Source organism: Mycolicibacterium rhodesiae (assembly GCF_002086695.1).
Lineage (GTDB): Bacteria > Actinomycetota > Actinomycetes > Mycobacteriales > Mycobacteriaceae > Mycobacterium > Mycobacterium rhodesiae.
Window position 1 is genome coordinate 1 of sequence record NZ_MVIH01000035.1, and the last position, 22,009, is coordinate 22,009.

At 65.8% G+C, this 22,009-nt stretch carries 19 protein-coding genes and 1 pseudogene; 9 read left to right on the forward strand and 11 right to left on the reverse strand.

Going from position 1 to position 22,009, the window contains the following annotated elements; all coding sequences use genetic code 11:
- Nucleotides 1-85 precede the first annotated feature (85 nt).
- The 7 genes from BST42_RS28620 to BST42_RS28650 are packed head-to-tail and all read left to right on the forward strand — an operon-like array spanning nt 86 to nt 8,299.
- Complete coding sequence (locus BST42_RS28620; protein ID WP_083123081.1) at nt 86-1,273, forward strand: MCE family protein; 1,188 nt, start codon at nt 86-88, stop codon at nt 1,271-1,273.
- A complete protein-coding gene (locus BST42_RS28625) occupies nt 1,270-2,295 on the forward strand; it encodes an MCE family protein (RefSeq protein ID WP_083123082.1) in 1,026 nt (341 codons plus the stop codon). The genes BST42_RS28620 and BST42_RS28625 overlap by 4 nt, the downstream gene beginning before the upstream one ends.
- Nucleotides 2,295-3,392, forward strand: a complete 1,098-nt coding sequence (locus tag BST42_RS28630; protein WP_083123083.1) for an MCE family protein — start codon at nt 2,295-2,297, stop codon at nt 3,390-3,392. Before BST42_RS28625 ends, BST42_RS28630 begins: the two co-directional genes overlap by 1 nt.
- Nucleotides 3,389-4,864, forward strand: coding sequence for an MCE family protein (locus BST42_RS28635; RefSeq protein WP_237159640.1), 1,476 nt, complete (start codon nt 3,389-3,391; stop codon nt 4,862-4,864). Before BST42_RS28630 ends, BST42_RS28635 begins: the two co-directional genes overlap by 4 nt.
- The gene (locus BST42_RS28640) at nt 4,861-6,165 is read left to right on the forward strand and encodes an MCE family protein (protein WP_083123085.1); all 1,305 of its coding nucleotides are present in this window, start codon (nt 4,861-4,863) and stop codon (nt 6,163-6,165) included. Before BST42_RS28635 ends, BST42_RS28640 begins: the two co-directional genes overlap by 4 nt.
- The gene (locus tag BST42_RS28645) at nt 6,165-7,760 is read left to right on the forward strand and encodes an MCE family protein (RefSeq protein ID WP_083123086.1); all 1,596 of its coding nucleotides are present in this window, start codon (nt 6,165-6,167) and stop codon (nt 7,758-7,760) included. Before BST42_RS28640 ends, BST42_RS28645 begins: the two co-directional genes overlap by 1 nt.
- 23 nt (nt 7,761-7,783) lie before the next feature.
- Nucleotides 7,784-8,299 (forward strand): Rv2253/PknI dimerization domain-containing protein, encoded by a 516-nt coding sequence (locus BST42_RS28650; RefSeq protein ID WP_083123087.1) that lies wholly within the window; start codon nt 7,784-7,786, stop codon nt 8,297-8,299.
- Here the strand turns inward: BST42_RS28650 and BST42_RS28655 are convergent.
- From BST42_RS28655 to BST42_RS28700, 10 genes are all read right to left on the reverse strand, one after another.
- Complete coding sequence (locus BST42_RS28655; RefSeq protein ID WP_083123088.1) at nt 8,286-9,845, reverse strand: FAD-binding protein; 1,560 nt, start codon at nt 9,843-9,845, stop codon at nt 8,286-8,288. The genes BST42_RS28650 and BST42_RS28655 overlap by 14 nt on opposite strands.
- 81 nt (nt 9,846-9,926) lie before the next feature.
- Nucleotides 9,927-11,018, reverse strand: a complete 1,092-nt coding sequence (locus BST42_RS28660) for an ABC transporter ATP-binding protein (RefSeq protein WP_083123089.1) — start codon at nt 11,016-11,018, stop codon at nt 9,927-9,929.
- Nucleotides 11,019-11,020: 2 nt separating this feature from the next.
- Nucleotides 11,021-11,926 (reverse strand): carbohydrate ABC transporter permease, encoded by a 906-nt coding sequence (locus tag BST42_RS28665; RefSeq protein ID WP_083123090.1) that lies wholly within the window; start codon nt 11,924-11,926, stop codon nt 11,021-11,023.
- Nucleotides 11,923-12,813, reverse strand: a complete 891-nt coding sequence (locus BST42_RS28670) for a carbohydrate ABC transporter permease (RefSeq protein WP_083123091.1) — start codon at nt 12,811-12,813, stop codon at nt 11,923-11,925. The genes BST42_RS28665 and BST42_RS28670 overlap by 4 nt, the downstream gene beginning before the upstream one ends.
- A 7-nt stretch (nt 12,814-12,820) precedes the next feature.
- The gene (locus BST42_RS28675; RefSeq protein ID WP_083123092.1) at nt 12,821-14,098 is read right to left on the reverse strand and encodes an ABC transporter substrate-binding protein; all 1,278 of its coding nucleotides are present in this window, start codon (nt 14,096-14,098) and stop codon (nt 12,821-12,823) included.
- Nucleotides 14,099-14,109: 11 nt separating this feature from the next.
- Nucleotides 14,110-15,432 (reverse strand): alpha-glucosidase/alpha-galactosidase, encoded by a 1,323-nt coding sequence (locus tag BST42_RS28680; RefSeq protein WP_083123093.1) that lies wholly within the window; start codon nt 15,430-15,432, stop codon nt 14,110-14,112.
- Entirely contained in the window at nt 15,429-16,346 is a 918-nt protein-coding gene (locus BST42_RS28685) for a DMT family transporter (RefSeq protein ID WP_083123094.1), read from the reverse strand. Before BST42_RS28685 ends, BST42_RS28680 begins: the two co-directional genes overlap by 4 nt.
- A 7-nt stretch (nt 16,347-16,353) precedes the next feature.
- Complete coding sequence (locus BST42_RS28690; protein ID WP_083123095.1) at nt 16,354-17,331, reverse strand: N-acetylglucosamine kinase; 978 nt, start codon at nt 17,329-17,331, stop codon at nt 16,354-16,356.
- Between the two features lie 3 nt (nt 17,332-17,334).
- Nucleotides 17,335-18,468, reverse strand: coding sequence for an SIS domain-containing protein (locus tag BST42_RS28695; RefSeq protein ID WP_083123096.1), 1,134 nt, complete (start codon nt 18,466-18,468; stop codon nt 17,335-17,337).
- The gene (locus BST42_RS28700; protein ID WP_237159641.1) at nt 18,465-19,790 is read right to left on the reverse strand and encodes a D-tagatose-bisphosphate aldolase, class II, non-catalytic subunit; all 1,326 of its coding nucleotides are present in this window, start codon (nt 19,788-19,790) and stop codon (nt 18,465-18,467) included. Before BST42_RS28700 ends, BST42_RS28695 begins: the two co-directional genes overlap by 4 nt.
- Before the next feature lie 111 nt (nt 19,791-19,901).
- On the opposite strand from BST42_RS28700, the gene BST42_RS28705 reads away from it, so the two are divergent.
- Nucleotides 19,902-20,687 (forward strand): DeoR/GlpR family DNA-binding transcription regulator, encoded by a 786-nt coding sequence (locus tag BST42_RS28705; RefSeq protein ID WP_083123097.1) that lies wholly within the window; start codon nt 19,902-19,904, stop codon nt 20,685-20,687.
- Between the two features lie 10 nt (nt 20,688-20,697).
- On the opposite strand, the gene BST42_RS28710 is transcribed toward BST42_RS28705, so the two are convergent.
- Nucleotides 20,698-21,534 (reverse strand): class II fructose-bisphosphate aldolase, encoded by an 837-nt coding sequence (locus tag BST42_RS28710; RefSeq protein WP_083123098.1) that lies wholly within the window; start codon nt 21,532-21,534, stop codon nt 20,698-20,700.
- A gap of 341 nt (nt 21,535-21,875) precedes the next feature.
- Between BST42_RS28710 and BST42_RS30260 the strand changes: the two are divergent.
- Nucleotides 21,876-22,009, forward strand: a pseudogene (locus BST42_RS30260) (ABC transporter permease); the annotation flags it as partial.

Genomic DNA, 22,009 nt, shown 5'->3' on the forward strand with positions numbered 1-22,009 from the left:
GGTCGTCTCGGTCACCCTGCTCATATCCCTGGCCATCTACGGCTCCAACGGCAACTTCAACCTGTCCGGATAGGGAGGAGCGGAGATGAAATCAGGTGCCGCGCGCCCGATCGCCGGTCTGGCGACCGTGGTGGTCATTGCCGCGATCATCGCCCTGGCCGTTGGGCTGTTCCAGGACAGCTTCACCAAAACCGTTCCGGTCACTGTGATCTCGGATCGCGCCGGTCTGGTGATGTATCCCGACGCCAAGGTAAAGCTCAACGGTGCGCAGGTCGGCAAGGTCGCCTCCATCGACTCACTGCCGGACGGCAAGGCCGCGTTGCATCTCGCGATCAATCCTGCGCGGGTCAACGACATCCCGGCCAACGTCAGCGCCGACATCACCTCGTCGACCGTGTTCGGCTCGAAGTTCGTCGAATTGAACCCGCCGTCGGATCCATCGGTGAAGTCGATCCAGGCCGGGCAGGTGATCGACGGGAAACACGTCACCGTCGAGATCAACACCGTCTTCCAGCAGCTGGTCTCGGTGCTGTCCAAGATCGAGCCGACCAAGCTCAACCAGACGCTGGGGGCGATCTCCAAGTCGCTGGACGGGCGCGGCGACAAATTCGGCCAGACGCTGGCCGACCTCGACACCGCACTGGCCAAGATCAACCCCAGCCTGGACACGCTCAACCACGAATTGGCAGTCGCGCCACAGGTGTTCGACGCGTACGGCGACGCCTCAAGTGACCTGCTCGACACCGTCAAGAACACGGCGAAGATCAGCGACACGATCGTCGACCAGGACCAGAACCTCGACGCACTGCTCGTCAGTGCCATCGGTCTGGCCGACATCGGCACCGAGGTGCTCGGCGAAAACCGGGAACCGCTGACCAACGTGATGCACCTGCTGGTTCCCACCACCGACCTGCTCAACAAGTACAGCCCGGCATTGAACTGCGGTATCGGCGGCCTGATCCCGCTGGCCACCGGACCGGGTCTGCCCCTGCCGGGAGCGGTCCTGCTGCAGTCGTTCTTCCTCGGCCGTGAGCGCTACCGGTACCCGGCCAACCTGCCCAAGGTCGCCGCCACGGGCGGTCCGCAATGTACCGACCTTCCGAAGGTGCCGTTCGAGACCAGCCCGCCGTTCGTGGTGTCCGACATCGGTGCCAACCCGGCCCAATACGGCAACCAGGGCATCCTGCTGAACTCCGACGGTCTCAAGCAGGCACTGTTCGGCCCGCTGGACGGCCCGCCGCGTAACTCCGCACAGATCGGACAACCGGGATGACCGCGCTGTGGAAGACGATCGTCAAAGTCGGCGTCTTCGGCGTCGTGATGATCCTGCTGACAGCCGCACTGTTCGCGATCTTCGGCCAGTACCGGACGGGTTCGGACAACTCCTACTCGGCGCTGTTCGCCGATGCCTCGAGTCTGAAGTCGGGAGATTCGGTGCGGGTGGCCGGCGTTCGCGTGGGCACCGTCACCGACGTTGCGCTGCAACCCGACAACAAGGTGGTCGTCGACTTCGACGCCGACCGCAAGATCGTGCTGACCTCCGGCACCAAGGCGACGGTGCGTTACCTCAACCTGGTCGGCGACCGCTACCTGGAGCTGGTCGACAGCCCGGGGTCGGCGAAGGTCCAGCCGCCGGGCAGCCGGATCCCGCTGGACCGCACCGAGCCCGCGCTGGATCTGGACCTGCTGCTCGGTGGGCTGAAACCCGTTGTCCAGGGGCTTAATCCGAACGATGTCAATGCGCTGACGAACGCGCTGATCCAGATCCTTCAGGGCCAGGAGGGCAACCTCGACTCGTTGTTCTCCAAGACGCAGTCGTTCACCAGCTCACTGGCCGACAACGGTCAGACCGTGCAGCAGCTGATCGACAACCTCAACACGGTGATCACCACCATCAGCAAGGACGGCGACAAGTTCTCGGGTGCCGTCGACAAGCTGCAGAACCTGGTGACACAGCTCGCCAATGACAAGGACCCGATCGGTGAGTCGATCACCGCGCTCGACAACGGCACGGCGTCGCTGACCGATCTGCTCAACCAAGCTCGCACTCCACTGGCCGGCACCGTCGACCAGCTGGGTCGCCTGGCTCCGCTGCTGGACCAGGACAAGGAACTGCTCGACATCTCGATCCAGAAGGCGCCGGCGAACTACCGGAAGGTGGTGCGGCTCGGGTCGTACGGCAGCTGGATCAACCAGTACCTGTGTGGCTTGTCGTTGCGTGTGAGCGACCTGCAGGGTCGCACCGCCTACTTCCCCTGGATCATCCAACACACTGGAAGGTGCGCGGAGCCCTAATGCTCAAATATCGTGGGTCCTCGCTGATCAGGGCAGGCTTCATCGGCCTGGCGCTGATCGTGCTCGTCATCACCATCGGGCTACAGCCCGAGCGGTTGGTGTCGCTTGCCACGTCGATCCGGCATCAGGCGCTGTTCACCGAAGCCGGTGGCCTGCAGGCCGGTAACGACGTCAAGGTGTCCGGCGTGAAGGTCGGCACGGTCTCTGATGTGTCTTTGCAGCACGGCAAGGCGCTGGTGACCTTCATGGTCAAGGGTTCGGTTCGGCTCGGCTCGGACACGGAAGCCCATATCCGAACCGGAACGCTGCTGGGACAACGGATCCTGACGCTGGAGTCCAACGGCAAGGGATCGCTGCGGGCGAGCGACGTCATTCCCGTGTCGCGCACCGGGTCGCCGTACTCGCTGTCGCAGTCGCTGGAGGATTTCGCGGGCAACACCGCCGACACCGATACCGCGGCGGTCAACCAGTCGCTGGACACCCTGTCCGATACCCTCGATCGGATCAGCCCGCAGTTGGGGCCGACCTTCGACGGCATCAGCAAGCTGTCGCGGATGATCAACGAGCGCAACGAGTCACTGGGCAATCTGCTCAAGAGTGCCGCCAACGTGACCGGGATTCTGTCGCAACGCAGTGCGCAGGTGAACACCTTGCTGCTCAACGCCAACGACTTGGTCGGCGTGCTGTCGCAGCGCCGCTACGCGATCGCGAACCTGCTGGCCTCTACCTCGGCGCTGGCCAAGCAGCTCAGCGGACTCGTGGCCGACAACGAAAAGGATCTGGCACCCGCTTTGGAGAAGCTCAACTCCGTGACCTCGATGTTGGAGAAGAACAATGCCAACATCACGGCGGCGATGAAGGGCCTGGCCAAGTTCCAGCTGACTCAGGCCGAAGCGGTCAACGGCGGGTTCTACTACAACGCATTCGTCGCCAACCTGAACCCGGCCCAAACCCTGCAGCCCTTCCTCGACTACGCGCTGGGCTTCCGGCGCGGCACCGATGCGGGGCAGCCGGCCGACAATGCCGGACCGCGAGCGGAAATCCCGTTCCCGTACAACGGAATACCGCAGCCCAATGAGCGATGGGGACAGCCATGAAGTCTCGCAGGGGAGTGACGATCGCCGTATCCGCGGTGCTCGCGGTGTTGATCGTGGGCGGAATCGCGCTGCTGGTCCGCCAGGCGTTCTTCAAGCCGAACACGATCACCGCGTACTTCACCAGCGCCACCGCGATCTACCCCGGTGACGAGGTGCGGGTCGCCGGGGTCAAGGTCGGCAAGATCGACTCGATCGACGCCCAGGGGACCAAGGCCAAGTTCGTGTTGGCCGTCGACCGGGACGTGCCGATTCCGGCCAATGCCGAGGCGGTGATCGTCTCGCAGAACCTGGTCGGTGCCCGCTACATCCAGCTCACCCCGCCCTACGACGACAAGGGCCCGAAGATGGCCGACGGCGCGGTGATCGGGTTGGACCGGACCGCGGTTCCGGTCGAGTGGGATGAGATCAAGACCCAGTTGATGCGCCTGGCCACCGATCTCGGCCCGAAGGGCGACGGGCAGCCGACATCCATCGGCCGCTTCATCGACAGCGCGGCCAATGCGCTGGACGGTAACGGGGAAAAGCTGCGGGACACCATCAAGCAACTGTCCGGGGTCAGCAAGGTGCTGGCCGACGGCAGCGGCAACATCGTCGACACCATCAAGAACCTGCAGATCTTCGTGACGGCGTTGCGTGACAGCAACACTCAGATCGTCCAGTTCCAGGATCGGCTGGCGTCGCTGACCAGCGTGGTCGACGGCAGCCGGTCCGACCTGGACGGCGCGCTGACCAACCTGTCCAGTGCCGTGGTCGATGTCCAGCGGTTCATCGCAGGTTCGCGCAATCAGACCGCCGAGCAGATTCAGCGGCTGGGCAACGTGACCAAGAACCTCGCCGACAACAAGCTTGTCGTCGAGAACCTGCTCCATGTGGCGCCGAACGCGATCGGCAACGCGTACAACATCTACAACCCCGACTCCCAAAGCGCGATGGGCGGATTCGCGCTGGCGAACTTCTCCAACCCGCTGCAGGTCATCTGCTCGGCCATCGGTGCGGTGCAGAACGCCACCGCTCCGGAAACCGGCAAATTGTGCGCGCAGTACCTCGGGCCTGCGCTGCGGCTGCTCAACTTCAACTATCTGCCGTTCCCGTTCAACGCCTACCTCGGCAAGTCCACCAGTCCGGACAAGCTGATCTACAGCGATCCCGCGCTGGCCCCGGGCGGCACAGGCGGCGTCCCGCCGGGCTACGAGGTTCCGCCTGCTGTCTCGGCCTACACCGGCTACAACGGTGACGTGCCCGGCCCCGCCGGGTGGGGTGGACCGCCGAACACACATCAGGGTGCTTACGCCCCGAACGGTCTGCCCGCCGACCCGTCGCCGGCGCTGTTCCCGGGCGCACCGATCCCGCCCGGTGTACCGGTCGGCCCCGCCGCCCAACCGCCGTCGAACCTGCAGGGCATGCTGCTGCCCGCTGAAGCGCCGCCGCCTGCTCCGGCTCCGGCCGCCGCTGAAGGGAACCCGCCGTCATGATCCGTCGCGGTTCGGTGCAGCGCCTGGTGGTGACCGCCTCCTGCGTCGCGGTCACGGTGACCGGTTGTAGTTTCGGTGGTCTGAACTCCCTGCCGTTGCCGGGGACCGTCGGACATGGCAAGGGTGCGAACACCTATCACATCGAAATCGCCAATGTGGGCCAGCTGGAATCGAATTCACCGGTCATGGTCGGTGACGTCGTGGTCGGCAGTGTCGGCGACATGACGGTCACGGACTGGCATGCCGATGTCGAGGTATCGGTCGAGCCGGGTGTCGTGATTCCGGCGAACGCGGTGGCCTCGGTGGGGCAGACCAGCCTGTTGGGCTCGATGCACCTGGCGCTGAACCCACCGCTGGGTCAGGCGCCGACCGGGGTCCTGCAGCCCGGCGCCACACTCGGCCTCAACCGTTCGTCGACCTACCCGTCGACCGAGCAGACCCTCTCGGCGTTGTCGGTGGTCGTCAACGGCGGCGGACTCGGTCAGATCGGCGACATCATCCACGAGTTCAGTGCCGCGCTGGGCGGCAGGACCGACCAGATCCGCGACTTGCTCACGCGGCTCAACGATTTCGTCGGTCTGCTGGCCACCCAGCGCGACAGCATCAACGAGGCGGTGAACTCGCTGAATCGCCTGGCCGGTACGTTCGCCGCGCAGCAGGGGGTCCTCACCGACGCGTTGAATCGCATCCCGCCTGCGCTCGACGTGCTGATCAAGGAGCGTCCCCGGATCACGACGGCGCTGGAGAAGTTCCGTGATTTCTCGAACCTGGCCACCGGTCTGGTCAACGACACAAAGGCCGACCTGGTGCGCAACCTGCAGAACCTGGAGCCGACGCTGAAGTCACTGGCCGATGTCGGGCCGAAGCTGGACACGGCGCTGGCCTACCTGCCGACGTTCCCCTACACCCAGCAGGTGATCGACCGGGCGATCCGCGGCGACTACCTGAACCAGTTCATCATCTTCGACTTCACCGTGCCGCGGTTGAAGAAGACCCTGATGCTGGGTACTCGCTGGGGCGATGAGAACGCCAAACTCGTTCCCGCGCCTGGTGATCCGTGGTATGCGACCTACACCTACGATCCGCTGAACGCTCCGTTCAGCCCGATGCCGCCCCCGACGCAGGTGGCGGATCTTCCGCAGCAGTTCGGTCCTGGTCCCGCGCCGGTACCGGGGCAGGCGTCGCTGACCGGCGCCACGGCGCCCGCTCCCGGGACGGGCACCGGCCCGCTACCGGGTCCGGCGACCGGCCCGCTGCCTGGCCCGGCTCCGGAAGCAGCACCACAGGACGGGGGTAACTGATGCTTACGCGTTTCGTCCGCAATCAGCTGATCATTTTCACCATCGCGTCGATCGTCGGGATCGCCGTCATGGTCGTGGTGTACATGCAGGCGCCGACCCTGCTCGGAATCGGCCGGATCACGGTCAAGCTCGAACTGCCGAGAACCGGTGGGCTGTACCAGTTCTCGAACGTGACCTACCGCGGGGTGCAGCTGGGCAAGGTCACCGAGGTGGTGCCGACCCGCTCCGGAGCGGTGGCCACACTGTCGCTGGCCAGCAATCCGAAGGTGCCCGCCGATCTCCAGGCCCGGGTGCTCAGCGTGTCGGCGGTCGGTGAGCAGTACGTGGATCTGGTGCCGCACACCGATTCCGGGCCGTTCCTCCAGGACGGCTCGGTCATTCCCGCCAAGAACGCGACCGTCCCGCAGGCCGTCGGCCCGGTGCTCGATCAGACCAACGAGCTGCTCAAGAGCATCCCCACCAACCGCATCCCCAATCTGTTGGACAGCGCGTATCAAGGGCTCAACGGCGCCGGCGACGACCTCACCACGTTGAACGACTCGGCGTCCCGGCTGGCCGCCGATTTCAACGCAACCGCCGATCAGACCCGCACCCTGGTGGAGGACAGCCGTCCGCTGCTGGACGGCCAGCTTGCCTCCACCGATGCGATCCGCACCTGGGCGCACAGCCTGGCCGGCATCACCGGCCAGCTGAACACCAACGATCCGCAGTGGCGCAGCATCCTGGCCAACGGGCCCGGAGCGGCCGACGAAGCCTCCGCGTTGTTCAACCAGGTGAAGCCGACGCTACCGATCCTGCTGGCCAGCCTGTCGACGCTGGGGCAGGTCGGTGTGACCTACAACAAGAGCCTGGAACAACTTCTGGTGCTGTTGCCGCCCTACATCGGTTCGATCCAGGCGGTCGGCTCGCCGCTGAACAACCCGACGGGTATGACGCTGGGTGACTTCACCCTGACGATCAGCGATCCGCCCGCGTGCACGGTCGGCTTCCTGCCACCGTCACAGTGGCGTTCGCCGGAGGACACGTCCACCATCGACACTCCGGACGGCCTCTACTGCAAGCTGCCGCAGGACTCGCCGATTGCGGTCCGCGGTGCGCGCAACTATCCGTGCCAAGCCGAGCCGGGTAAGCGGGCACCGACGGTGGAGATCTGCGACAGCGACAAGCCTTTCGAACCGTTGGCGATGCGTCAGCATGCGACCGGTCCGAACCCGATCGATCCCAACCTGATCGCACAGGGGATCCCGCCTGACGATCGGACGACGTTCCAGGATCACATCTACGGCCCGCTGCAGGGCACCCCGCTGCCGGCGGGGCCTGTCCCGGCGCCGGCCGGTACGCCGATACCGCCCGTTCCGGACACGTTGGCGCCCAAGGGCGTTCCGGATATCGCGCCGACCGACCAGGGCGGCGGACCGGCGGTGGCGCCAAGCGCGTTCACGCCGGGCTCGCCAGGCGGTCCGTCGGTGGCGATCGCCACCTACGATCCCGCCACCGGGCATTACGCCACGCCCGACGGCCACGTGGGCCAGCAGACCAGTCTGGCGAAGGTGAACGGGGACATGTCGTGGAAGGATCTGCTGCCGACGACATGACCACAGATCAGGGGAGAGGCCACATGCGTAAGTCACGAACGCTGATCGGCGTCACGGCGCTGACCGCCGCGGTGCTCGGCGGCCTCCTGAATCCGGCAGCCGCGAACGCCAACGAAAAGTGGGCGCTCAACGGCACATTCCAGGCGACGTCCAACGGCGAATGGGCTACCACAAACGACGTGTTCCACGACGAGCGCAGCATCCGCAGCATCTGGACGATCAACTCGACATGCAGTTATCCCACCGAGTGCACCGGCACGGTGAGCAGCGACGCCGGGTGGACGGCCCCGATCTATCAGACCGGCGGGGACTGGCGGGTCAAGCGGGTCATCGAGGACTGGATGCCATGTCAGGACGGCACCAGCGCGCCGGGCTTACAGGTGATCCGATTCCACGGGTCCACCCCGGGCGGTGATCAGACCGATCCCACATCCAACATGCTGGTGGGTCAGGACTCGACCACCGGTCAGCCGGGAGCCTGCGGGCGTAGCCTGGCGCTCTTCATCAACATGCCGTTCAAGTTGATCAAGCTGACCTGATGTCGCCGGCCATGTCGAGTGCGGCCACGTAGCTGAACAGCATCGACGCGCCGATCGGATTCCCGCCGCCGGGATAGGTGGTTCCGCTGACCGCGGCCATGGTGTTGCCTGCCGCGTACAGGCCGGGGATCGGCTCGCCGGATTCGTCGAGCACCCGTGCCTTGGTGTCGGTGCGCAGGCCGCCCTTGGTTCCGAGATCGGAGAGCCCGAATGCGGCCGCGTGAAACGGGGGTGTATCGATCGCGACCAAGGGCGATTCGCCCCCGGAGAATGCCCGATCGTACGCCTCGTCGCCGCGGCCGAAGTCGGTGTCGGCGCCCGCAGCGACCATCGCGTTGTACCGGGTGACCGTCTCGGTCAGAGCGTCGGCGGGCACCCCGATCAGTTCGGCCAAGTCGGCCAGAGTGTCTGCGCTGCGCCATAATCCGGCGGCTCGATAGCTTTCGGTGTCGACCATTGAGACGTTGGTCGCTTTCACCGGCGGCACGTCGCCCTCGCGATTGTCGTAGACCATCCAGTACGGGACGTCCAAGCGCCCGGCCTGCATCTCGGTGATGATCTGCCTGCCGATCCGGTCGTAGGCCGCGGACTCGTTGACGAACCGCCGCCCTGCCTGATTGACGAAGATGCCACCGGTGAACCACAGCGCGAACGCCGAGCGGCCGTCGGGGTGGGTCAGGCCCGGGGACCACCACGCCTGGTCCATCAGATCGGTGGCCGCGCCGATCCGGATCGCGGCCTGTAACGCCGCGCCCGTACTGCCGGGTCCGCCCATGGTGTCACGGGCTTCACCGGGCACCCCGTACGTCCGTCGCAACTCGGGATTGTGCTCGAATCCGCCTGCGGCCAAGAGCACTCCGCGCCTGGCGCCGATCCGCACCGGGTTGCCGTCGCGCTGCACCACCGCACCGACCACCCGGCCCTCCTCGGTGATCAGGTCGGTCAGCTGGGTGTTGCGGTACAGCGCCGCATCGGGGTAGCCGGCCAGCGCGGCGAGGAACCGGCCGATCAGCGCCCGCCCGCCGAACAGCTTGTCGGGAGCCGGCGCGCCCAGACGGTCGTGGTCGAGCGGCCCTCGCACGAAACCGGCGTAGGGGCCCAGCTTCTCACCGCGAATGGGGGCCGCCACGATGTGGCGTAAGCCGTCGCTGCGGGAGTCCGGCACCGAGCCGTAGTAGTCCGGCCAGGGCAGCACGCTGAACACGAAGTTCTGATCGGCTTCCAGGTACTCGATGAGAGCGGGTCCGCGGCGGATATAGGTCTCCTGCAGCTCTCGCGGTGTGCGATCGCCGATCACGGTGTGGAAGTAGTTCAGCGCCTTGTCGATCGTGTCATCGCTTCCCGCGCGCTGCAGGACGGGGTTGCAGGGAAACCACATGCCGCCGCCGCCGGAATACGCGGTCGTGCCGCCGAACTTGTCGGTTGCCTCCACCAGCGCCACCGACAGACCCTCGCGGGCCGCGGTGTAGGCGCCTGTGATACCGCCGCCGGAGCCGGCCACAATGACGTCGACGATCTCGTCGAACGGGGTGTCCTGCGCAGTCATCGGCCTCCTTTGTCGCTGGCACCCACTGTGATCGGTGCCCGCTTGGGAAGCAACAACCACTCCCGGTGAGCGGGGTGCCGCTCAGAGCGCGATGTGCTCGCGACTAGGCCGGGCGGCGCCCGTGTCGGCGTCGAAGAAGTAGGTCCGTTCCGGTGGCATCTCCAGACCGATGCGGGAGCCGGCAGGCAAATCGGTGCCGGCGGGTGCATGGACGATCACCCGCGCGCTGCCCGCGTCACCGGTGTCGACCAGTGCGGTCACCAACACGTGGCTGCCCAGCGGTTCGACGAAGTCGACCCGCGCCGCCAGCAGCCCGTCGGTGTAGGTGTCGTGCAGCCGTAGATGCTCGGGACGAACGCCGACCGTTACCGGTCCGTCCGGTGTCGACACCGCTGTCACGGCGGTGTCGGCGAGGTGCAGCACTCCCGAGTGGACCTCACCCGCAACGAGGTTCATCGGGGGACTGCCCATGAACGCGGCGACAAAGGTGTTGGCCGGGCGGTTGTAGATCTCGTCGGGTGTGCCGATCTGTTGGATCGCCCCGCCGGACATCACACACAGCCGGTCGCCGAGCGTCATCGCCTCGACCTGATCATGAGTGACGTAGATCGAGGTGACCGGCAATTCGCGGTGCAGTCGCTTCAGATCCCCGCGGACCTGATTGCGCAACTTGGCGTCGAGGTTCGACAGTGGTTCGTCGAGCAGGAATGCCTGCGGCTGGCGGACCAGTGCGCGGCCCATCGCGACCCGCTGGCGCTGGCCGCCGGAGAGCTGGCCGGGCTTGCGGTCCAACAGCATGTCGATCTCGAGCAGGGCGGCGGTCTCGCGGACCCGCCGCTCGATCTCGGCGCGCGGTGTCTTACGTTGCGCAAGCCCGTAGGCCAGATTGCGGTAGACCGTCATGTGCGGGTACAGCGCGTAGTTCTGGAACACCATCGCGATGTCACGCTCACCAGGTGCCATGCCGGTGACGGTCCGGTCACCGATCCTGATCTCGCCGGACGTCGGCTTGTCAAGCCCTGCAAGCAGTCTCAACGCCGTGCTTTTGCCGCACCCCGACGGTCCGACCAGGATCAGAAACTCCCCGTCCGCAACCGTCAGGTTGAAGTCCTTGAGGGCGACCACCCCGCCCGCGTACCGCCGTGTGACGTCCCGGAATTCGACTTCTGCCATGCTCAGCCCTTCAATCCCTGGCTCGCGACCGATTGCACGAAATAGCGTTGCGCCCCGACGAATACCAGCAGCATCGGCAACAGGCTCATCACATTTGCCGCCATCAGCAGCGGCCATTTGACGTGGTGCGCGCCCTGGAAGTAGCTGAGCCCCAGCGGGATCGTCATCTGATCCTGCGATGTGATGACGATCAAGGGCCACAGGAAGTCGTTCCACGACGTGAGGACGGTCAGCGCGGCCAACGTCGACAGCGCCGGCAACGACAGCGGGAGGATGATCTTCACCAGCACGCCGATTCGCGAGGTCCCGTCGACGCGCGCGGCTTCCTCCAATTCGACGGGAACGGTCATGAAGAACTGACGCAGGAAGAAGATGCCGAATGCCGTCGCCAGATTCGGCAGCATCAGTGCGCCGATGTGATCGATACCCAGTCCCGCCCACACGTTGTCGCCGAACCACTTGACGATCAGGAACACCGGGATCATCGTGACCTGGAACGGCACCATCAGCGTGGCCATCAACGTCACGAAAAGTGTTCCACGACCGAGGAATCGGATGCGCGCGAACGCGTATCCCGCCAGGTTGCACACCACGAGGTTGCTCACCAGCACCACACCGGTGACCGCCGCGCTGTTGAGGAAGAAGTGCCCGAACGGCGCCGCGGCCCACGCCTCGGAGTAGTTCGAGAACCGCAAACTCTCCGGAAACAGCACCGGCGGGAAGCGGTTGGCCTCACCCTCGGTCTCCAACGACGTGACGAGCATCCACAGCAACGGCACCAACAGGATGAACGTCAACGGGATCAGGACAAGATGCCACGGGCTGAACGGCAGCCGCCATCGCGATGTCCGGCCTGATTCGACCGGGTCGGCCGGGGCGACACTGCGGGATGGGAGAACGCCGGTCATGAGTGCACATACCTTCGGGCCAGCCGGAACTGGACGGCCGTGACGATCAGGATGACGACGAACAGCGCGTAGGCCATCGCGGCGGCATAGCCGGCGTCGAACTGGACGAACGCCCGGTCCCACAGGTAGTAGACGATCACCGTGGTGGCCCGCAGCGGACCGCCGCGGGTCGTCACATAGACCTCGTCGAAGAGCTGCAGGGCATTGATCGTCAGCCACACGAGGAGGAAAAGGTTCGCCGGGCCGAGCAACGGCACCGTGATGGTGCGGAACCGGGTGAACGCCGACGCGCCGTCGATCGCGGCGGCCTCGTGCAACTCCGCCGGAACGCCCTGCAGCGCAGCCAGATACACGATCACCGAGAAACCCGTCCAGCCCCAGATCGTCATCGCCACGATCACATAGAGCGCTTGCGACGGGGACGCCAGGAACGGCTGCGACGAGACACCGACGGCGTTCAGAGCGGCGTTGACCAGACCGTAGTCACGGTCGGTCAGCCACAGGAAGATGATGCCCTGCGAGATCGTCGACACCGCCATCGTGATGTACGCGGCGGTCCGGTAGACGGAGATGAATCGCACCGAGCGGTTCAGGGCCGCCGCGACGAACAACCCCACCAGCATCGTGCCGGGCACGAACAACGCCGTGTAGATGATGGTGTGCTTGATCGCATCAAGGAAGACGGGGTCGTCGGCCAGCTTCTTGTAGTTGTCGAAGCCCACCCAGGGCGTCTCGGCGCTGAGCAGGTCGGACTTCTGGAACGACAACTGCAGCGACATCAGTACCGGGAGCAGCCCGAAGATCCCGATGAGAAGCGCCGCCGGGCTGGCCAGCGCCCACCCCGACACGGTGTCTGTGCGGCTCAGCCGCCGAAGCAGTGCAGGCATCGACTCCCTACTTCTCAGCCAGCTTCGCGTCGGCGGCCTGGGCGGCGGAGTCCAGTGCGGCCTTGGGCTGGTCCGTGCCGAGCATGACAGACATGACTGCCTGACCGAGCGCTTCCGACACCGCCGGGTACTGCTCGACCTGCGGCCGCACCATGTGCACGTTCTTCAGGTTCTCGACGAACGCCGCGGTGCCAGGGACATTCTTGTCGAGCTCGTCGAGCACGGACTTGTCGTCACCGACCGAGGCACGGATCGGCAGATCGCCGGTGCCCAACGAGAACTTCTTGACCTGTTCGGGTGCCGACAGCCACTTCACGAAGTCGATGGCCGCCTGCTTGCACTTGTCGCCGTTGTTGAACACCACCCAGTTGTCAGGTCCGGCGATGGTCTGATGTCCGCCGGCGGATCCGGGATAACTGGGCATCACCTGGACGCCATAGTCGATGTCCGACAGTGAGGACAGGTCCCATGGGCCGGTGACCAACATCGCGACCTTGCCGCTGTTCATCAGCTTGGGGCCGTTCTCGTTGGTGGTGTCCAGGTACAGCGACTTGTCGGTCACCGCCATCTGCTGCAGCGTCGTCAGCGCCCGCACACCGGCGTCGGAGTTGAAGACAGCCTTGGTGTTGTCGGCGTTGAGGATGTCCCCGCCGGCTTCCCACAGCATCGGAATGTAGTGCCACACGGTGTCTTCGCTGCCGTCGGCGGGGATGAGCCAACCGAACTGGCCTTTGGCGGGGTCGGTGAGTTTGGCCGCGGCCGCGCGGAAGTCGTCCCAGGTCCACTCCGGGGTCGGCGGTGCCACGCCGGCGTCGGCGAACAGCTTCTTGTTGTAGACGATCGCCAGGTTGTCGACCAGCGCGGGTACGCCGACGACCTTGTCCCCGACCGTCGCCGCCTTGCGTTCGGCCTCGTAGAAGTCGTCCCACTTCCAGTCGGGCTTCTTGACCTCGTCGGCCATGTCGACCAGCGAGGGAATCTTCGCGATGTTGGGCGACCACGACCCGAACATGTACGCCACATCCGGTGCGCTGTTGCCGCGCACCGCGGTCAGAACCTTTTGCAGCACAAGGTCGTTCTTGGAGTACAGCTCGGACACCTTGACGTCCGGATGCTCCTTGTTGTACTGATCGACCAGGCTCTTGAACACCTCGCCCTCGGTGTCCTGATAGCCGTGCCACACCGCGATCTCGGTGGGGCCCGACGACCCGCCTCCGCCACCGCACCCGGCGAGAACGACGGTGAGGACGGCGACCAATGCGATGCACAGCTGGCGTCGAATCACGGTGACACTCCTTAGTTGGCGAGATCTCGGGTGGATCGGGAACGCAGGGGCGGGGGCAGCAGGTCGCCGTGCGCCTCGGTCAGCTCGTCGCACAGCGCCCAGATCTGATCGACGGTCAGCGTCGCGGCGGTGTTCGGGTCGACCATCGCCGCAGCCCGCACCAGCCGCGGATCGCCGTCGACGGCGGCCCGCACGGTGAGGTCGACGGGGCCGAGGAAACTCCGGTTGAGCGCCGCGCACTGTGGCGGGAGGTCGCCCACCTTCATCGGATGCGCCCCGAGGGAGTCCAGCAGGGTCGGCACCTCGACCGCCAACCCGTCGGGCAGGTTGGTGATCAGCCCGTCGTTGATGACGTTGGCGGAGATGACCCGCGGTGTCCCGGTCTCCAGGGAATGGATCACCTGCGGGGCGTACTCCGTGGAAGTCGTATCGATCGGCAGTGCATGGGAGTCCGCCAATTCGGCTCGCACACGGGAGTATTCGGCGAGATTGGCTTCACTGATCGATACGTATTCGCCCACGTTGATGCGCAACCGCTCGATCTCGGCGGGATCGTGCAGGTACCAGCCGACGTATTCGCTGCTGTGCTCGCTGGTCTCGGTGGGGTAGTAGCCCAGCCGCCGGTACATGTCGACCCGGACCCGTCGGCGCAACTCCGGGTCGCCCGCGATGCGTTCGTCCAGTAGGGGATAGAGGTTCTGGCCGCCGCGTTCCCACCGCAGCACCCAGGCCTGGTGGTTCACTCCCGCCGACCAGTAGGCCACCTCGTCGTAGGGCACGTCGATGAGCTCACACAGTCCGACCATCGTCCAATAGACGGAGTGGCACAGCCCGAGCACTTTCAGCTTCGGCGCGACAGCGTGCAGGAACGAGATGTTCATCGCCATCGGATTGGTGTAGTTCAGCAGCCACGCGTCGGGGCAGACCTCTGCCATGTCGCGGGCGATATCGGCCAGCACCGGGAAGGTACGCAGCCCGCGGAAGATTCCGCCCACTCCGATGGTGTCGCCGATGGTCTGCTTCAATCCGTAGCGTGCCGGGATCTCGAAATCCCGCACCGTGGCCTCGTGCATCCCGACGGCGATGACGTTGATGACGTAGTCGGCACCGTCGAGCGCGCGGCGGCGGTCCAGGGTGGCCACGATCTCGGGCTCCGCGCCGGCGGCCAGCGCGGTCGCGCGGGCGATCGCCTCGGCCGTCTCGAGCCGCTGCGCATCGATGTCGTGCAATACCACCCGGGTCGAGCCCAACTCGGGGAACGACAGGATGTCGCCGAGCAACTCACGGGTGAACTCGACGCTGCCCGCGCCGATGATGACGACGGTGGGTTTCATCGCACGGCCTCGGTGAGCGACTCGCCACGCTTCTCGTCGGCGTAGACCATCAGCGTGGAGCCCAGGAGTGCGAGCACGATGCCGATGGCCCCGTAGGGGCTGGGTAGCGTCTGGTAGGCGACCAGTGAGATGACGACGGTGAGTGCGGGCGCGAGCGCATTCGTCGTCGGCGCCACGATCGACGCCTTACCCCGGGCGAGCGCCATCACGAGAAACAGTGCCCCGATGGCGTTGAGCACCTGGGTCCCTGCTGTCAATGCGGGTGCCTGCCAAGGGAAGTCGGTGGGGATGCCGCCGAGTGAGATCAATGCCACCGGAATGAGAAGCAGCCCGCTGATCGTCATCCACCCGAACGTGGTGGCCTCGTTGATCCCGAGGGTCGCGGACTTGCGCATGAAGTACGCCTGCACACCCCACGCGACGCAGATCAGGATCGACAGCAACAGCCACGGTCCCGACGAGCCTTCGGAGTCACCACCGGTGATGGTGAACAACACGATCGCCGCGAGCGCGAAGATGAGACCTACCACGGCCAGCGGCGAGATCCGTTCCCGCAGCAGCACCATCGCCATGATCACCGTGATGGCCGGCGAGATCGACACGATCGGGAAGATCAGGTAGGCCGGGCCCATCGTGAGCGCCTGGAACAGGATCAGCTGCCCGCCCGCGCCGGTGAGGCCGATCAACAGGCCGTAGATCGTCGCGGCCGGGCGGCGATCCCACTTCTGCCCGCGCAGTGCGACGGCCGCCGGGATGATCATCGTCAGCGCCCAGATGCTGTAGATCATCTCGTCGGGATAGCCGTACTTCGACGACGGCAGGGCAGAGAATGCGCCCCACACGCCCCAGAACAGGATCAGCAGGGCCGCGTAGAAGATCCAGCTGCGGGTCCGCGGTGCGGTGGTAGTGGTCATGGTGACGTCACCTTGTCGGGTTGTGGTCGGAAAGGTGTTGTACGGCAGCCGGGCTCAGCGGATGGCCGCTGTGCTTGGCGGCGTAGAGCGCGCCGCCTACCGCCGGGTCGAGTCGGGGAGTCTGGAGGTCGTACGTGGCCGAGGTGCTCTGCAGTGCGGCGACGAACTGGTCCAGGAAGCCGTCGTTGGAGAACATCCCGCCCGAATAGGACACCGGCACGGTCTCGGTATCTGTGAATCCGATCAGTGTTCGGGTGGTCTCGATCAGGGTGACCAGCTCGGCGACGGCCGCGGACAAGATGCGGGAAGACGACTCGTCGCCTGCTTCTGCCGCTTGGCAGACCGTCGTGGCCAGCGACGCGATCTTGCTGCGGTTGCCCTTCCACGTGTCGATGACCAGACTGACGACGTCGAGATCGCCGCTGACCTCCAGCCGCTTCTTCATCAGTCCGTGCAACGGGCCCTTCGGCAGCCTGCCGTCGCTCATCCGGGAGAACGCGTTGAGTGCTTGTGCGGCAATCCAATACGCCGACCCTTCGTCGCCGAAGAGTTCTCCCCAGCCGCCGACGCGGTGGCCACGGCCCTGGCGTTCGCCGTAGGTCATCGACCCCGTGCCGCTGATGACGTTGATTCCGTCCTCGCCGGCGAGTGAACCGGCCCAGCCGCAGACCATGTCGTTGTCACAGCTGTAGCGGTCGTGGCCCAGCACGCCGGCGGGTACCGCGTCGAGGGCGTCGATGTCGCCGCTCGCCTCGCCGTACCCGGGAAGACCGAAGAAGGCGGCGTCGATGTCGGCGGGGGTGATACCCGCCTGTGTGCAGATCTCCGTAACACCCTGCGCGAGCGACTTTTCGACGATGTCGAATCCGTCGTTGAAGTAGTAGGACGTCGGGGCCGTCGCACGGGCGATGAGGCGGCCGGTGTCGTCGACGAGCGCCAGCGCGGTCTTCGAACCGCCGCCGTCGACCCCGAGATAACGTGCCATCGTCTACCGTCCGTTCTTGGTCATGGGATAGATCGTGACGCCCCGCACGACACGGCTGACCTCGCCGGAGGGGAATGGATTGTCCGGTGTTTTGCCGTGTTCCAGTGCGGTGAACAGTGCCAGGTATTGCGCGAACACCAGGTAGGCCAGCGCGACCAGCGCATCGTCGCGACCGGCGAGACCCGGTAATACGACGGCATCCCCGTACCCCTCGGGCAGCGGCTCGGTACTGATCACCGCCACCGCGTCGTCGCCGAGCTGGGCGCGGATCTCGGCGATGATGTCGAGGTCGTAGCGGTGGGTGTAGGGGTCGGTGGAGGTGTAGACGACAACGAGGGTGTCACCGTCGAGCACCGACTTCGGTCCGTGCCGGAAGCCGAGTGGGGAGTCGAAGTAGGTGTCGACCTCACCGGCGGTCAGTTCCAGCATTTTCAGCGCGGATTCCTGTGCGAGCCCTTCGAGCGCTCCGCTGCCCAGATAGACCAGCCGATTCTTCTTGGTTCGTGCCAGCGCCGCGATGTCGCTCTGCAGCCCCGCGACATATTCGGCCGCGACTGCCAGTGCCTCAACTGTGTCAGGGTTGGCCGGTCCGAGAAGCTGCAGACACGTCAACAGCATCGAGGTCAGGCTCGATGTCATCGCGAAGCCGGTGTCGTTGGCACGCTCGGGCATGCAGACCACGGCGGAGTTCGCCCGGCCGGTGTGCGCCTTCGCCAGCGCGCCGTCGGCGGCACAGGTGAGGACGAGATGCCAGACATCATCGATCAGCTCGTCGGCCAGTGCGGTGGTCGCCAGGCTCTCCGGGCTGTTGCCGGAACGGCCGAACGACACCAACAACGTGGGGACATGCTGTTCGAGGTGATCGAGCGGGTTGCTGACGATGCTCGTCGTGGCGATCGCGTCGACGCGCCGCCCGAGGCGCCGTCGAAGCGCGGCGGCGGCCATGTCGCCGATGAACGCGGAACTGCCCGCCCCGGTCAGGATGACCCGGATATCCGGCCGCTCGACGATCGTGCGTACGAAGTCGGCGATCGTGGAATCGCTGCGACGGGCAACCTCGCGCCACACGCCGGGCTGCTGGCCGATTTCGAGAATCGTTGCGCCGCCGTCCTCTTGAGCGGGCGTGGAACTGGTCATCGATCGTCTCCGGTGGTGTTGTTCTCAGTGAGGCAGGCACGCGCGTAGGGCCGCATGGCATCTCGAATCCTGTCGATCACCAAGGCGTTGGCGGTCAGGTCCAGTTCGCCGGCCCGGACGCGGTCGTACTGATGGGGGAGGAACTGACTGACGAGCGGCAACGGGATGCCGACCCGGTCGAGGTTGTCCAGAAGGTGTCGGCGCGCGGCGTCGACCTCGTCGTCGGCCCAGTAGTACCGCAGCCGGTCGCTGTAGCTGTACCGTCGGGCCGTCTGCTGGGTCTGGGGGTCGCCGTTGTAATAGGCCTGCCAATACTGGGGATTGGCGAGCATGCGCCGTTCGACGACCTCGATCAGGTCGGACCGGGACTGTTGCGGTACGAGCTGGTTCTCGATGTGGGCGAGCGCGAAGAGCGCCTCGCGCATCGCGAAAGTGAGGCCGGGGCCGACCTTGAGGACGGCCCAGTGGTCTTCGACGAGCTCGCGCAATTGTGTGGGTCGCTGATAGTCGGTGGAATGCGCTTCGAACACCAGATGCGCTTCGTCGTCGAGAACGCGCCGGAGGCCCTCGGTGGCGTTGCGGCGATAGTCGATGACCTGAAGATGGTCGAATTCCACGCCGGGCTGAACCACCAAAGCCATCACGCGGGGCCACACGTGATCGAGCCCCGAGCTGGTGAACGCGGCGCGATGCGCGTCGATGGTCCGTTGCGCACGGTCCGCGGGGGTGGGGGTCAGGACGCCGAGCGTCTCGTGGGCCCCGCCCGGAACCGGCACCTCGGTGCCGATGACGTACATCGGAAGGCCGGCGCCGCCGCGTTGCGCGGATTGTTCGGCGACGTGCAGCAGGCGTGCGGTGCGTTGTGCGACGGTTTCGTCATCGAGGACCGCCGGATCGTCAGCGCAGGACATGCTGCAGTCGAGATGAATCTTCGCGTAGCCGGCCTCGACGTAGGCGGCGATGAGCGCGTCCGCCTTTTCCATTGCTGTGTCCGCGGTTTCGCCCTGCCAGCGATTCGGGCCGAGATGGTCGCCGCCGAGCACGACTCGGTTGCGCGGGAACCCGCACCGGTCGGCGATGCCCAGCACAAGGTCGCGGAACTCGGCCGGTCGCATACCGGTGTAGCCGCCGTACTGATCGACCTGGTTGGACGTGGCTTCGATGAGCACTGGAGAGTCGTCGGCGGCGGCCTGCACGATAGCGGCTTCGACCACGGTGGGGTGCGCCGAGCAGACCGAATAGACACCGACCGCGTCGCCGGATTTGTGTCTGCGGATCGTGTCGGCGAGCCAGCTCGTCCGCTCTCCGGACATTTGCAACATTGCTCGATCATGGGAAGCTCGCTCAGAGTGCGCAATGCAATCACGTCAAGTGATCACTAAAACTGATCGTTTGGCGCACTGCCCGGCCTGCGCAGCGGAGGAGGCACTGCCATGTCGACCAGACGCACCGATCGGATGCGTGAGGTGCTCTCGCTGCTGCGGGCCCGGGGCGAGGTCGACTCGCAGGTGCTTCGCGCCGAATTGCGGGTGTCGGCGGCGACGCTGCGCCGTGACCTGAGCGAGCTCGAGGACCAGGGACTGCTGGTCCGTACGCACGGCGGGGCACGGGCTCTCGACCCGAGCGGCAGTGAGATTCCGGTCCGGCTGCGTGATCACCGGATGATCGCCATCAAGCGGCGGATCGCCCAGCATGCCGCGGCGCTGGTGCCCGCCGGACCTCAGGCGGTGGCCTTGACCGGCGGAGTCACCACCAGTGAGGTCGCTCGATCGCTCAAGGGCCGCCCGCAGATGACGATCGTGACGAACTCCCTGACAATCGCCGCGGACTGCGCGGTCGACGCGCACATGAAGGTGATCGTCACCGGCGGCCTGGTGCGGGCGAATTCGTTGGAGGCGGTGGGACCGATGTCGGAGCACGCCTTCCAGGTGATCAATGTCGGCACTGCGGTTCTCGGGGCGGACGGGATGTCAGCGGAGGTGGGGCCGACCACCTTCGACGAGGCTGAAGCCCGCACCGCGATGGCCATGGCCGCCAACGCCCAACAGGTGATCGTGGCCGTCGACGGCTCCAAGATCGGCAAGGTCACTCTGGCAAAGATGGTGAGACTCAGCGAGATCGATCATCTCGTGACCGATTCGACCGCCGATCCGGCGCAGCTGGAACGAATCGGTGCGTCCGGGGTGCACGTTCATGTCGTCGAGGTGGGCGACGCCTGAGGCCGAGCGGCTACCCGTTGATCGCGGTGATCAGCCCGGCCACTGCGTCTGCGATCGCCTCGCGTGCGGGCGCGAGATAACGGCGGGGATCGCTGACGTTCGGGTCGGCGGCCAAGAAGTCCCGCACCGCTGCGGTGAACCGGACGTTGAGCAGCGTGCCCACATTGATCTTGGTGATTCCCGCCCCGACGGCGTTGCGTAGTTCGCTGTCGGCGACGCCTGAAGAACCGTGCAGCACAAGGGGAACCGGTACTGCCGCGCGAAGCGCTCTGATGAGCTCGAAATCCAGGGTGGCGCTGCGTTCCGCCATCGCATGAGAGCTTCCTACCGCCACAGCCAGGGCATCGACGCCGGTCGCCGCGACGAATTCGGCCGCCTCGCCGGGATCGGTGCGCACACCCGGAGCGTGCGCGCCGTCCTTGCCGCCGACCTCGCCGAGTTCGGCTTCGAGAAACAAACCCTCTCGATGTGCCCACTGCGCCGCGGATTTCGTGGCGGCGACGTTGGCGGAATAGTCCAGAGCGGACGCATCGAACATGACCGACGATGCACCGGTGCCGGCGCACGCGTGCAGAAGGCGCTCGTCCTCGACGTGGTCGAGATGAACCGCGACGTCGACAGCTGCGGCCTCCGCCACGGCGCACGCCGCGGCGGCGATCGGGTGAAGCCTGCCGTGGTGGAAGTTGATTGCGTTCTCGCTGAGCTGCAGAATCACCGGTCTGCCAACAGCTTCGGCGCCGGCGACGATGGCCTCGGCATGTTCGAGCATGATGACGTTGCACGCGAGAACCCCGAAGCCTTCACGGTATGCGGCGGCGACGAGATCGGCGGTTCGAGCGAGCGGCATCTGCCTGTCCTATCAGCGTGCTGCCGTGGTGTCCAGCAGGGGTGATGTCCGTCAGGACAGTTGTCCTTAATGCGCAGGTGTTTGCTGGCAACGGCGATCTGTGTTGGAAGACCCGCGTCACAGGAGATGTATGGGTGCGACAGCAACGCGCACACGTGAGCCGTGGGGCGTGGACTGGTCGGCGCGTCCGAGATGTCTCCCGCTGACTGGGAAGCAGATGTGGCCGGGAGCACATTGTGCGGTGCACTCAGCCACCGTGACGTCGCACCGTAGCCCGACCAGGACAAGCAGCGGGACCACGCCGCTTCGGATCGGTCTTTGCCGAGACGGTGTGGACACCCATGTCTGATTCCTCATCGAATCGTTGGTCGCCGGGCATCGCTCTGAGTGGGCTGTCGGGTCCGATGCAGGCTATTGGTGGCTTGTTTGCGATGTCGGCGGATGCGGTGCGGTTTGTGTTTCGGAAGCCGTTTCA